Source organism: Lederbergia sp. NSJ-179 (assembly GCF_022867885.1).
Classification (GTDB): domain Bacteria; phylum Bacillota; class Bacilli; order Bacillales; family Bacillaceae_C; genus Lederbergia.
The window spans coordinates 50582-63943 of record NZ_JALIFP010000023.1; the positions used below are offsets into that span (position 1 = coordinate 50582).

Annotated in this window: 10 protein-coding genes and 2 pseudogenes; all 12 read left to right on the forward strand. The window is 36.0% G+C overall.

Annotation, left to right across the window (positions count from 1 at the left end; genetic code table 11):
* Positions 1–13 precede the first annotated feature (13 nt).
* Positions 14–1264: an L-rhamnose isomerase gene (rhaA, locus tag MUB24_RS15695; RefSeq protein WP_396426767.1), complete on the forward strand. Its 1251-nt coding sequence runs from the start codon at positions 14–16 to the stop codon at positions 1262–1264.
* Positions 1265–1372: 108 nt separating this feature from the next.
* Positions 1373–2134 (forward strand): DeoR/GlpR family DNA-binding transcription regulator, encoded by a 762-nt coding sequence (locus tag MUB24_RS15700; protein ID WP_244705699.1) that lies wholly within the window; start codon positions 1373–1375, stop codon positions 2132–2134.
* Between the two features lie 500 nt (positions 2135–2634).
* A complete protein-coding gene (locus MUB24_RS15705) occupies positions 2635–4254 on the forward strand; it encodes a DUF4832 domain-containing protein (protein ID WP_244705701.1) in 1620 nt (539 codons plus the stop codon).
* 245 nt (positions 4255–4499) lie between these two features.
* A complete protein-coding gene (locus tag MUB24_RS15710) occupies positions 4500–5768 on the forward strand; it encodes an ABC transporter substrate-binding protein (RefSeq protein ID WP_244705703.1) in 1269 nt (422 codons plus the stop codon).
* A gap of 75 nt (positions 5769–5843) precedes the next feature.
* Positions 5844–6788 (forward strand): carbohydrate ABC transporter permease, encoded by a 945-nt coding sequence (locus tag MUB24_RS15715; RefSeq protein WP_244705705.1) that lies wholly within the window; start codon positions 5844–5846, stop codon positions 6786–6788.
* A gap of 103 nt (positions 6789–6891) precedes the next feature.
* The gene (locus tag MUB24_RS15720; protein ID WP_244705707.1) at positions 6892–7719 is read left to right on the forward strand and encodes a carbohydrate ABC transporter permease; all 828 of its coding nucleotides are present in this window, start codon (positions 6892–6894) and stop codon (positions 7717–7719) included.
* Positions 7720–7740: 21 nt separating this feature from the next.
* Positions 7741–9249: a glycoside hydrolase family 31 protein gene (locus MUB24_RS15725; protein WP_244705709.1), complete on the forward strand. Its 1509-nt coding sequence runs from the start codon at positions 7741–7743 to the stop codon at positions 9247–9249.
* 125 nt (positions 9250–9374) lie between these two features.
* Positions 9375–11078, forward strand: a complete 1704-nt coding sequence (locus tag MUB24_RS15730; protein WP_244705711.1) for a sensor histidine kinase — start codon at positions 9375–9377, stop codon at positions 11076–11078.
* Positions 11059–12306, forward strand: a complete 1248-nt coding sequence (locus tag MUB24_RS15735) for a response regulator (protein ID WP_244705719.1) — start codon at positions 11059–11061, stop codon at positions 12304–12306. Before MUB24_RS15730 ends, MUB24_RS15735 begins: the two co-directional genes overlap by 20 nt.
* A gap of 300 nt (positions 12307–12606) precedes the next feature.
* Positions 12607–12864: pseudogene (locus tag MUB24_RS15740) on the forward strand (histidine phosphatase family protein); the annotation flags it as partial.
* A gap of 101 nt (positions 12865–12965) precedes the next feature.
* Positions 12966–13158, forward strand: a pseudogene (locus MUB24_RS15745) (hypothetical protein); the annotation flags it as partial.
* Between the two features lie 60 nt (positions 13159–13218).
* The coding region (locus MUB24_RS15750; RefSeq protein WP_244705165.1) for a transposase at positions 13219–13362 on the forward strand (144 nt) is incomplete at its 3' end.

Genomic DNA, 13362 nt, shown 5'->3' on the forward strand with positions numbered 1-13362 from the left:
GAGGAGGATTATAATGGAAAATCAATTTGAACAAGCTAAAAAAGAGTATGAACAATGGGGAATTGATGTAGAAGAGGCTCTTGAAAAGTTAAAAGGTATTCCCATTTCGGTACACTGCTGGCAAGGTGATGATATTGGTGGTTTCGAGGTCAATAAGAATGAGTTATCTGGTGGAATTGAAGTGACAGGGGATTACCCCGGGAAAGCGAGAACACCTGAAGAACTACGTATGGATTTAGAAAAGGCTTTATCATTAATTCCTGGTAAACATCGGGTGAATCTACATGCGATTTATGCTGAAACAGATGGGGAAGTAGTTGATCGAGATAAAATTGAACCGAAACATTTTGAAAGATGGGTGAAATGGGCAAAGGAACAAGGAATTGGTCTTGACTTCAATCCAACATTATTCTCTCATGAAAAGGCGGCTGATGGATTGACTTTAGCTCACCCTGATCCGGGCATTCGCCAATTCTGGATTGACCATTGTATTGCGAGTCGGAAAATTGGTGAATACTTTGGAAGAGAGCTAGGCACACCTTGTTTAACAAATATTTGGATTCCGGATGGTTATAAAGATATCCCTAGTGACAGACTAACACCGAGAATACGTTTGAAAAACTCGTTGGATGAAATTTTTGCCGTCGAAATTGATGAGGCATATAACATCGATTCAGTTGAAAGTAAATTGTTTGGAATTGGTTCAGAGGCATTTGTTGTTGGCTCCCATGAATTCTACTTAAATTATGCACTTGTGAATAATAAGTTATGTCTCTTAGATACAGGCCACTATCATCCAACAGAAGTCGTATCGAATAAAATTTCGGCCATGCTTCCCTTCAATGATAAGCTGGCTCTTCATGTATCGAGACCTGTACGTTGGGATAGTGATCATGTCGTCACATTTGATGATGAACTAAAGGAAATTGCGCTCGAAATCGTCCGTAACGATGCCCTGGATAAAGTGATGATTGGTCTTGACTTCTTTGATGCCAGTATTAATCGGGTAGCAGCATGGACAATCGGTACACGTAATATGATTAAAGCATTGTTGTATGGATTACTGATGCCAAACGAGCAGTTAAAAGAGCTTCAAGAAAAAGGCGATTTTACAAAACGACTTGCGATTATAGAGGAATTCAAAACCTATCCATTTGGTGCCATTTGGAATCATTACTGTGAACAAATGAATGTTCCAGTAAAAGAACAATGGTTAGAAGAAGTGGATCAATATGAAAAAACGGTACTGTCTAGCAGGAAATAAGTTCATAAGAAATGCAACTCCATTGGGGCTGCATTTCTTTTCCTTATATATGACATTCCATGCTCCTTTTAGTACTATTGATATAATGATAAATGATGAGGTGGCCAGATGTTAGTAGCAGAGAGACATAAGAAAATAACGGAAATTGTAGATGAGAAAGGGAGCATCCGGGTATCAGAATTAAGCCAAATTTTTAAGGTGACAGAAGAGACCATCCGCCGCGATTTAGAAAAACTTGAGGCCGAAGGGAAATTGCAAAGAAGTCATGGTGGAGCCGTTAGTGTGAAACAGGAAGGTCAAATCGAATTGCCCTATTTTGAACGTGAAATTAGAAATGTCAAGGAAAAAATGGCCGTAGCGGACGTGGCAATCAAACATGTAGCAAATAATGACCGAATTATTTTAGATGCGAGTACAACGGCTTGGTATATGGCGAAACGACTACCGGATATGCCCCTAACCGTCATTACGAATTCCATGCAAGTAGCGCTGGAATTATCTACAAGGGAAAAGATAACAGTGATTTCAAGTGGTGGAACATTGTTATCCAAATCATTATCGTTTGTTGGTCAGTTAGCGATACAGGCAATTGAGCCTTATCATGTGAATAAGGCCTTTATTTCGTGTCAAGGCATTCATATTGAACGGGGGATTAGTGATTCAAACGAACTGCAATCATTAGTCAAAAGGAAAATGATTGAAATTGCTGATGAAGTGTATTTACTTGCCGATTATACAAAATTTGGCATTCAAGCATTTTCAAGAATAGCTCCACTCGAAATGATTCACTCCATCATTACCGATTCAAAAACAGATCAAGATTTTATAAGAGCCTTACAAGAGATGAACATTGAAGTCATTTGTCCTTAGGGGGGCCGTTTTGGAGGAAGGAGGAAATAGTCGGCTATCCAATTTAATGGTAGAACACAAGAAACTCCAATAGGCACGGATGTGGAGAAACCGAAGTTTAGCTGAAAAATGATTGTTCCTGCTGGTGAACTTGGGTTTGCATAACGATGATTGGAGGATCAAAATAAAGTTATATAGGATGTTAAGTTCGAAAATACAAGAATGATTCACTACGTTTTTAGAAAAGGTGGTCCATTGTGGGAATAACCAAAATGGACCACCTTCCTTATTTTTTCGACTAAGATAGCTGTTTTGTATAATCTAATCACTCTTCATAATGAATCGCATCTTTTCTTCAGTCCAAAGCGCAGATAGTGGAGACCACCAAAGTATTAATTTGTTCATCTTAAAATAAGAAAGCCCATCATAAAGTTGATGTTAGGGTGTAAATCTTGAGAATGGGGTTTTTACATTAGAAAGCGTTTCCAATAAACTTAATTTTAAAGAGGGAGGTCATTTCTATGAAAAAACTTTTTAAAATAATTGTTTTAGGGATTGTAGTAGCTTTCGTAGCTGGACTAGTAGCTTGCAGCAGCAGTGCAAACAAAGAAGAAACAATCGGAGAAGAGGAAGAACCTTATGTACCGCGTGAAGAACCTACGACTCCTGAGTGGGCAACTGATTCTGAAACTTTTAATCTTAACTATGCACAAGCACCAATCGATAACCCGTTAAAAGGATTTTTACCTTTTAGCAATGCGATAGAAGAACAATTCTATGAAGACAACGATGGGACATGGCGGACAAATGTTAATCAGATGCCGCACAGTATGGAGTTTTTCTATATACCACTGAAGGATATTATGACCGATTTTAATAAATTTGACTGGAGCACGTTAGAATCTAGAATTGATGATATCGCTTCAAGAGGAAATCAGGCCATCTTTAGGGTGTATCTCGATTATCCACATAAGCCATCCGGAATTCCTCAATTTTTGCTAGATCTTGGATTGGAAACAAAAGACTACGACTACTATAATAACGGGGGACCTGATGGAACAAGTGTCACACCCGATTATGATGATGAGAATCTCAACATTGCATTGTTGCAATTTATTGAAGCCCTTGGAGATAAGTATGATGGTGACCCAAGGGTCGGTTTCATTCAGGCTGGCTTGATAGGATTTTGGGGTGAATGGCATACGTATCCACAGGATGGCTGGACCGCAACTGGAAATTGGGATGGTGAATTGGCTGAACACGAAGATGGTCATGCAACCGATTGGATGCCAAGCTTGGCAAATCAAGAAGCCATCGTTGAAGCCTTCGATGATTCGTTTGATAAAACAAGAATGCTTGTGCGCTATCCGACTGACTATAATCGTGATTTGAATATTGGCTACCATGATGACTCATTTGCTTTTCAGACTTTACCTCCTAGTTTTGGTGGAATGGACTGGCATTTTGTCGGTCGTCTTCAAGCTAATAATGTCATGGATAAATGGAAAACAGAACCAATTGGTGGAGAAATGCGTCCTGAAATTCAAATTGACATGTGGGATAACGATCCGCCGCAATATTTAGGTGAACCAATTGAAGGATCACAAGGAGAAGATTTTTACAAAAGCCTGGAACTAACTCATGCGTCTTGGCTAAAAGTCCAAGGGATTTTCCAAATTCCACTTGAAGAAGATGCGCTTGAACGTGCCCGCCAAGCTTCACGTAGTTTAGGTTATGAGTATTATGTACCGACTGCCTATGTGAGCTCAGATAATGGTCATTTGCAAGCTGCGATACAAATTCAGAATACAGGTGTGGCTCCTTTCTATTATGATTGGAAAGTAGAAATCGCAGCAAGAGACAAGAAGGGGATTATAAAAGAATGGACGACAGATTGGGATATATCAGGTGTCTTACCAAATGACGAAGAAACGGGAGATAACAAGGAGGTGTTGTTGGAATGGTCAAGTGACATTTCGGTACTGAACAATGGACCCTATGATATTTTAGTTAGAGTTGTTAATCCTTTATCGGAAATTACCTCTAACGCAAAGGCATTCCATTTCGCCAACGAGGAACAAGAAAAGAACGGGTGGCTGAAAATCGGTCAAATTGAGGTAGAAGGTTCCGATCAAAACTGAAAGGGATCCATAATAGAAATCCCAGGGATTGGGTGGCGTTTTACCTAATCACTCTTCATAATGAATCGCATCTTTTATTCAGTCCAAAGCGCAGATGGTTGGAGACCACCAAAGTATTAATTTGTTCATCTTAAAATAAGAAAGCCCTTCATAATGTTGATGTTAGGGTGTAAATCTTGAGAATGGGGTTTTTACATTAGAAAGCGTTTCCTCTAAACTTAATTTTAAAGAGGGAGGTCATTTCTATGAAAAAACTTTTTAGAATTATTGTTTTAGGGATTGTAGTAGCTTTCGTAGCTGGACTAGTAGCTTGCAGCAATGCAAACAAAGAAGAAAGCACCGGATCAGGAGGGAAAAAAACGGAAATCACTTATGCAATTTGGGATCCAATTCAAAAACCTGGTATGGAAAAAATTGCAGAAGAATTTATGAACAAAAACCCAAATATTCATGTAAAGGTTCAAGTCATTCCATGGGACCAATATTGGACAAAGCTTGAAGCAAGTGCTAATGGACAGACTTTACCAGATGTTTTTTGGATGCACGGCAGTGAAGCACATAGATATATGAAAGCAGATGTGTTGCTTGATATTACTGATTCATATAAAAAGGTGGAAGGGAATTTCCCGGAAGATTTGGTCGATTTATATAGTTATGATGGTAATAATTATGGTATTCCAAAAGACGTAAGTACAGTAGGTCTTTGGTATAACAAACAGATTTTTGATGAGAATGGTATAGCATATCCTGATGAAAGTTGGGATTGGGATAAATTTAAAGAAGTAGCAAAACAACTAACAGATTCTGATAAAGGAATTTATGGATTTGCAGCATCAAATGATACGGAAGTAGGTTACTATAATGCTATTTTCCAAAATGAAGGAAACGTTATTAGTGATGATAAGACAAAGTCAGAGCTAAACTCTCCGGCAACACAAGAAGCACTTCAATGGTGGGGTGATTTCTCACTAAAAGATAAATCATCACCTTCAATTGTGGAATTTGCAGAAAATAATGTTCGTAGTTTATTTTTGTCAGGAAAAATTGCTATGATTTATGATGGTTCATGGATGTATGGAGAGTATTCATCAAACGATGATATGAAACAAAATATCGATGTTGCTGTACTGCCAAAAGGTAAAACTAAAGCAACTGTATACAATGGACTTGCAAATTCTGTATCAGCTTATACCGAAAATAAAGATGCTGCGATTAAGTTTGTGGATTTCTTAAGTTCGAAACAAGGGATGGAAATTCAGGGTGAATCCACAGTAGCAATTCCTGCTTACAAAGGCACCGAAGCGAAATTTATAGAAGCAACCGAAGACACTTTTAACACACGGGTTTTCTCTGAAATGCTGGATTATGGTGTATTGCGTCCCAACGGACCTAATTTTAATAAAGCTGAAACCATAGCTACAGAAGAATTAGCAAAAATGTTTAGTGGTAATGAAACAGTGGAGGAAGCTACTAATAATGCAGCAAAAAAAGTGAATGAAATTTTGAGCAATTAAATGCAAAAAGAAGCCATGGAAGTCTAAGATGAATACCTATGTATTCATCTTAGACTTTTAAGAAAGGGGCAGAACGTGGAAACCGTTAAAAACACCCAAAATATGAAGAAACAAAAAACTCAGTATTTTACTTTTGCGAAAAAAAGGTATAAAAAGGATGCTCTTTTTTGGGGGTTAATATTTGTTGCCCCTACAATGTTAGGATTATTCTTTCTAAATATTAAACCAATGTTTGAAACTATTTTTATGAGTTTTCAACAGTCTAGTGGATTAGGTGCCTCACAGTGGGTTGGGTGGGAAAATTATGAACGGCTGATCCATGATGAAAATATTCCATTAGCAATATGGAATACCATAAGATATTCATTGATTGTTGTTCCAGGAACGATAGTTTTTTCCCTTTTAGCAGCAGAACTGCTTAATCAAAAGATTAAGGGCATATCATTTTATCGTGTCATATACTTTCTTCCAGTGGTGGCGACACCAGCGGCAATTGCGATGGTATGGAAGTGGTTATACAATTCTGACTATGGATTAATCAACCATGCTTTAAGTCTCATCGGAATAAAAGGTCCAGCTTGGTTGACAGATCCACAATTAACGATTATTGCAATTGCTATTGTTGGTATATGGAGTGCTATTGGAACTAATATGGTGATTTTGATAGCCGGATTTCAGGAAATTCCTAGAGATTATTATGAATCTTCCAGTTTAGAAGGCGCTGGTCCCATACGTCAATTCTTTTCTATCACCTTACCATTAGTGTCTCCTGCATTGTTCTTTGTTTGTGTCACAACAGTAATTAACTCGTTACAAATTTTTGACGTCATTTACATGATGTTCAGTCCAACAAGCGAAGTTATTCCGTATACGCAGACGCTTGTCTATTTGTTCTTTAAGCATGCGTTTATATTGAATGAAAAAGGTTATGGCGCAACTATCATACTGATATTGCTGCTAATCATAGGATTGCTTACGTATATTCAGATGAAATTACAGAAAAAATGGGTTCACTATTAACACAGTGGTAAATAGACAAGAGAATGGGCATTCAAGGGATCCGGATTCAACTGGAAATTCCTCTAAGAGGAGCTCTTAAACATATTATACGAGGAGGTTTCTAATGAACAAAGGAAAAATAGGAAATAAGGTGATCATTCATACAATATTAATAATTGGCGCAGTAATTATGGTAATGCCATTTGTATGGATGTGCCTTACATCTATAAAAACTCTAAATGAATCAGTAGCAGTTCCACCAATTTTGTTTCCAGAAGAACCTCAATGGAAGAACTTTTCTCAGATTCTAACTAGCCTACCGTTTGGGGCATTTTACATCAATACATTATTAATGATAGCGGGTCGTGTAGTTTTTGCGTTAATTTTCAGTTCAATGGCTGCTTTTGCTTTTGCACGTCTTAACTTTCCATTTAAGAATTTTCTGTTTAGTGTTGTTTTAGTTCAACTGATGATTCCATCACAGATTTTTATTGCTCCACAGTTCCTATTAGCACAAAGCCTTGGAATGCTTGACACTGTTTCAGGTTTGATATTACCAGGGTTAGTAAGTGCATTTGGAACATTCTTATTACGACAATTCTTTATGGGATTACCGGATGAATTAGAGGAAGCAGCAATTTTGGATGGTTGTAACAAAGGGCAAATATATCTCAAAATTATGTTACCGTTAGCGAAATCAGGACTTGTTGCTTTAGGAATATTCACCGCATTATTTGCATTTAAGGATTTAATGTGGCCTTTGATTGTGAATATTTCCGTAGATAAAATGCCACTATCAGCGGGACTGGCTACTTTGCAAGGACAGTATACAACAAACTACCCAGAACTTATGGCAGGATCATTTCTCGCAATTTGGCCCATGTTATTAATATTTATTATTTTTCAGAAAAAATTTATTGAAGGTATTGCGACATCAGGTGGAAAACTGTAATCGCATGTAAAGGAGGATAAAATGCAATTAAGAATTCTCGATAATGAATATTGGTATGGTGGAAATGTGGTTGATGGCAGTAAAATGCCGTTTAGATTGGATAGCGACGTAACTATTGATCTGACAGAAAACCAAACTCCAAATCAATCCATGCCATTATTTATTTCAACAAAGGGAAGAGTTATATGGCGAGATACCGGTTATATCATTTCATTTAAAAATGGTGTTATCGATGTTCCTAATGATGTAGTAGTAATCGATGGATACAAAAACTTAAAAGGAGCATATCTGGCTGCAATGAAAAGTTATTTTCCGTTTAAAAATCGGATACCGGCACGAGAATTATTTGAAAGTCCAATTTATAATACATGGATTGAATTAACGTTCCATCAATCACAACCAGCGATTGAAAAATACGCAGAGGATATCATAAGTAATGACATGCCACCGGGTGTACTCATGATTGATGACGGTTGGTCTAACTATTATGGAGACTGGACATTTCACACCGGAAATTTCCCTAATCCAAAACGTATGGTGGATCATCTTAAATCATTAGGATTTAAAGTAATGTTGTGGATTTGTCCATTCATTAGTGCGGATACTATCAAGTACAGAGAAGCGGTTGCTAAAGACATTTTGATAAAAACACCGGAAGGGGAGCCGTTTATAACCAAATGGTGGAATGGATATTCAGCGGTTTTGGATATGACAAATCTAAATGCCCAAAAATGGTTAAAAGAACAGATGAACGAACTCCAAGAACTAGGAATTGATGGATTTAAATTTGATGCAGGTGATAGTAAGTATTATAAGGTGGATAATGAAACATACCACAAAACAACTCCTGATGGACAGTCTAATTTATGGGCGAAATTTGGTGAACAGTATCCGTTTAACGAATACCGTGTAACATTTCGTGCCGGGGGTTATCCTTTGCTACAAAGATTGTGTGATAAGAATCACTCATGGACCAAAAATGGAATTGCTTCATTAATTCCAGATACATTGGTTCAAGGCATAACTGGGCACCCTTTTTCATGTCCTGACATGATTGGTGGTGGGGAGTATCTGAATTTTCAAGAATTAAGTGGTAACTTAGATCCTGAATTATTTGTTCGCCATGCTGAAATTGCTTGTTTAATGCCATCCATGCAATTCTCAGCAGCACCGTATCGTATTCTCGACAAACACCATTTCTCATATGTTCAAAAAAGTATAGCCGTCAGAAACAAATACGCTGCATATATGATGAGTTTGGTTGATCACGCAGCGGAAACAGGGGAACCAATTGTAAGATATATGAGTTATGAGTTTCCAGACGCTCCTGTTGAAAAAATCACGAATCAGTTTATGTTAGGCGAGAGATATTTAGTTGCTCCAATAGTTGAGAAGGGGAAAACATCACGAAAAGTATATCTTCCAAAAGGTAGCTGGGAACATAACAATAAAGAATTTCAAAGTAACGGAGAGAATGTTGAAGTAGTGACAGAATTCGGTGAACCGGCTATATTTAAGAAGCTTATTTGATGCTATACTGAGATATGATGTCTCTACTATTGTCCAACATGGATAACGGCTTAGGAGTTTCCTAGCCGTTTTCTTTTGCAAGGAAAACTCTTGGCTAATACGACTTTGAAAACAGGGGTAATCAAATGAGAAAAAAAGCGACACTTCTACTTGGGCTATTAATCATCTATATTTGTATAATTCTTTCAATTATATGCTATTTCTATTTCCAAACAATAGAAACCAATCGTCAAAATAAAATTAATCTAACGAGCATTCAGCTACACTACGCAAAGAGTCGACTAGAATTCGGACAGAAGAAAATCGAGGATAACGCGTCGACAATATTGGTGGATGAAAAAGTGCAAGAATTGAGAAAGTATGAAGGAGATCGCGAAAGCTATTCTTATTTAACTATGCTTCTTGATATTAGAAGTATGTTAAAAGAACGTCTTATTAATGGTGAAAACATGAGCAGTATTTCTCTTTTTTTGACTGAACAAGATATTCTGATTACTACCGAAACAAACTTATCGATGCGAAATGAATTAGAAAAAAAATTGGATGGCAAAAAAGAATGGAGACAAACAGATGAAGGACTCTATTTTTTTATGAATTATACCTTTGGAATAGATGAGAAAGCTGATTTAATAGTTGCCATTAAAATGTCTGATGCCCTGTTATTTGAGACGGAAGCTGCACTCTCTGTCATGAATAATGAGAAAAATAGCTTTTCTTATGTGCTTTTCCCAAATAATAAGGCAGTTAGTGGGTCAATGAAATTAAAAAAAGAGATTATCCAACACATCGATCAGGAGAAAAAGGGTGATTTTGTTAGAAAGAGTCGAATTGGTGCAATTTCAGGTACTTTAATTAGTGAGAAAAGTGAATCCTCTGGAATTCGGCTAGTGACCTTTTTACCTAGAGATAAAATTGAGATGAAATATAACAGAAATACACTCTTCGTGATTATTTCAATTTTAGTCGTTTTAATATTTGGACTCCTATTAATCGTTCTTTTTTATAGAGATATATTATCTGAAATTCGATTGCTTACAAATAAATTTAAAAGTGTCGAACAGGGAGATTACGATACAAGGATTTCAAAAGTTCGAAACAATGAATTTAACTATCTATTTGAACAGTTCAATTTAATGATTAGCAGTATACAAAAATTGTTAACGTCATTAAATCTAGAAATAAAACAGAGAAAACTAGCAGAAGCGCGCCAATTCCGTTCGCAAATTCAACCACATTTCTTATACAACAGTCTATTTTATATTGTATCAGTTGCACATAATCCAAAAGCAGTTACTGAAATGACAAGACATCTAGCGGAATACTACCGCTATATGACCAAAAAAAAAGATATAGTAAAAATTAAAGATGAAATAGAGTTTGCAAGACATTATCTGACTATACAATCTTTAAGAAGAGATTTTAACTTTCAGATCATGATTGACCCAGAAATTGAGGAGTGTTTCATCCTACCATTAATTATTCAACCAATCATTGAAAACGCAATTGAACATGGAATTGAGGGAAAAGATGGCGCGAATCATGTAAAGGTGATTGGAATTTTGAAAGGGGATTTTTGTAAAATTGTTATTGAAGATGATGGTCCCGGTTTAAATGACCAAGACATTGACGAGTTATTGAAAAGCATCTCAAAACACCAAAGAAATGAGAATGATAGTGTCGGTCTGTGGAACGTGAACCAAAGGTTAATTAATTATTATGGTCAACAATCAAAACTAAGAATAAATAGGAATAAACTTGGAGGACTAACGGTTTATTTTCAGTTTAATTTGAAGGGATTGATGAGTGGAAATGAAACTATTAATCGTTGATGATGAAAGGAGAATTTTAGAATATTTATTAAATGTCATGGAATGGGAAAAATATGGATTTAACGAAGTTAAGGGACTCTCAAGCTCCAAGGAGGCATTACTATTGATCAATAATGGATATGAACCTGATGTTTTGATCACCGATATAAAAATGCCTGAGGTAACAGGATTAGATTTGGTACAAGCAATGAACAGAAACACGAAAGTCATCATTATTTCTGGATATTCGGATTTTGAATTTGCACAAAAAGCAATCCGATTTGGTGTTAAGGATTACTTATTAAAGCCTATTTTTCAAGATGAATTGAAAACAACTATTTCAAAGGTCATAAATGAAATATCCATTGAAAAAATGGTAGAAGATATAAATTTGATTGATTTTTATTTGCATATTTTGAATGGAAAAGAAGCTAATGTTTTCGAGTTTAACTATATTTTTAATAAAATTATCGAGAGTAATTTTATTGCAAGTTTTGTATTATTTGATATGAAATCTATTTGTAATTTTACTTGGAATAATCGAGTATTCGGATTTGTAAAAAGTGAAATAGACGAATTGCCCAAGTCCAAAAATGCGAATCGGAAAATAATTATTGAAAAACTATATGATACCAAAATCAATGATATGCCGAGTGAAACTAAGTTAAAATCCTTGATACAAAATAAAAATTGGAACCTGTTGATTGAGGAACTAAAGAAGGCAGAAAATAACATGTCACAAGATATGGTTATCAATAAGTTGGAAATTCTATTGTATTTAAATGAAACTCTTCCAAAAATGTTCACTCATTGTGATGTAGGAAGTGTTCTTAATTTGGTAAATGATGATAATTTGCTAAAGTTTTTGTACTTAAACTTGGATCACAACATTGAAACAATTAGTAATAACGAAGAGGCAATACTATTTGTGCAAGACTATATCCAGAGGAATCTTAGTTCACCGTTGTCCTTGGAAATGATTGCTGACAAAGTTTACTTGCATCCTGTCTACTTGTCAAAAATTTATAAAGAAGGTACCGGTGAGAATTTATCTTCGTATATATTGAATAAAAGACTAGAAAAAATGAAAGAGTTACTTGAAAAAACAGATTTGAAAATCAAAACGATAACGGAAATGATAGGATATAAAAAACCCCAGAACGTCAATGAATTATTTAAAAAGAAATATAAAGTTACTCCAAGCCAATATAGAAAGAATATGAAGAATCGAAACTTTAGCAGTTTCTAATTCAGCATCCACTCTTTCAGCTCAATAAAAGAGTTAAACTAATTCTATTCACATGTGGATAAGTGAAATTTGGCCCTCTTTACTCCACAAATGTCCGGGCAGAAAGATTTAGAATTTAGCAAAAGTAAACAGTTGCGGGAGGTGAACTTTGGTAAATATGAAGGTGATTTGAATGTAAATATATGGAACAATAATAGTAGAGGGATTAAATGTTGAGACCGTCGAAGAGGTCGTCAAATTCGGATTACATAAAATTGTAGATACGATTGTGCTGCATGAGATGAGACGAAGCAGGCTGAAGATTGGGAACAAGCCTCATTACGGGTTAAGGAGGGTATTGACGGGATTGCAAAGAAGCAAGAAGAGAATAGCGGAGGAAATGTGTTAATTATTACTAATGGAATGACGATTGGCGCATTCCTATCGATGGTTGATTCATCGAATCGAGCAAGAGAATTGGACAATGCAAGTGAAACGAAAATAGAGTACGCAGCTGGACAATATACCGTAAAATCAGTTGGTGATATGAGCTATGTAGAAAAAGGACGTCAAAATTAGTTTCTATAATCTTACTAAACTAGGTTTAATTAAATAGATTAGTTTTTTACGGTTATTGAAAGGGGTAAAGTGATGTCTATTAAATGTATTAAGAATGATGGGGACCGACTCTGGGATATTCCACAGAGTCAGGCATCCAAATTTTAGAGGAAAATGGACACTTTTTTAAGGATTTAAATAAAGATGGCAAGTTAGATAAGTATGAGGATTGGCGATTGTCACCTGAAGAGCTGGCAAAAGATCTTGCCTCAAAATGGTTTGGTGCTTTATAGTAGCCATCAAGCAATTCCAGCGGGAAAAGTATAATGGACCCAAGAAACTAGACACGAAATGAGGAGATGTTAAAGTAGGTTTATGAAACAAAGAAAACGATATACATCAGAATTCAAATCTCAAATTGTGCTAGAAATCTTGAAGGAGGAAAAAACACTAAGCGAAATTGCTTCTGATCACGGAATTCATGTTAATCAATTGAGGCAATGGAAGAAAGCTGTTATT

Bases quoted from the DNA above. Each gene is read 5' to 3' on its own strand.
- MUB24_RS15725 (WP_244705709.1), top strand. From the start codon at position 7,741: ATGCAATTAAGAATTCTCGATAATGAATATTGGTATGGTGGAAATGTG.
- MUB24_RS15735 (WP_244705719.1), top strand. From the start codon at position 11,059: ATGAAACTATTAATCGTTGATGATGAAAGGAGAATTTTAGAATATTTA.
- MUB24_RS15720 (WP_244705707.1), top strand. From the start codon at position 6,892: ATGAACAAAGGAAAAATAGGAAATAAGGTGATCATTCATACAATATTA.
- MUB24_RS15710 (WP_244705703.1), top strand. From the start codon at position 4,500: ATGAAAAAACTTTTTAGAATTATTGTTTTAGGGATTGTAGTAGCTTTC.
- MUB24_RS15700 (WP_244705699.1), top strand. From the start codon at position 1,373: ATGTTAGTAGCAGAGAGACATAAGAAAATAACGGAAATTGTAGATGAG.
- MUB24_RS15730 (WP_244705711.1), top strand. From the start codon at position 9,375: ATGAGAAAAAAAGCGACACTTCTACTTGGGCTATTAATCATCTATATT.
- MUB24_RS15705 (WP_244705701.1), top strand. From the start codon at position 2,635: ATGAAAAAACTTTTTAAAATAATTGTTTTAGGGATTGTAGTAGCTTTC.
- rhaA (WP_396426767.1), top strand. From the start codon at position 14: ATGGAAAATCAATTTGAACAAGCTAAAAAAGAGTATGAACAATGGGGA.